The organism is Paraburkholderia sp. BR14320, from assembly GCF_040948665.1.
GTDB classification, from domain to species: Bacteria; Pseudomonadota; Gammaproteobacteria; order Burkholderiales; family Burkholderiaceae; genus Paraburkholderia; species Paraburkholderia youngii.
The window spans coordinates 1-240 of sequence record NZ_JBFPKG010000405.1; the positions used below are offsets into that span (position 1 = coordinate 1).

At 66.2% G+C, this 240-nt stretch carries 1 pseudogene; it reads left to right on the plus strand.

From position 1 onward, the window contains the following. A pseudogene (locus AB3X89_RS40835) lies at positions 1 to 240 on the plus strand (IS21 family transposase); the annotation flags it as partial.

The window sequence follows — 240 nt, forward strand, 5'->3', positions numbered from 1 at the left end:
GTGGAACGCTTCAACCGTTACCTGAAGGAGAGCTTCGTGGTGCCGCTCGCGGCCACGCTCAAGCAATCGGGGCTAAAGCTGGACGTCGAAGCCGCCAATGCGCGTATCGGCCGGTGGCTCGCAGAAGTCGCCAACGTGCGCGTGCACGCCACCACGCGCGAGCGTCCGGCTGCGATGCTGGCACTTGAGCAGGTAGCGCTGCTGCCGTTGCCTGCGCCAGCATCGATGCCGAAGCCTGCG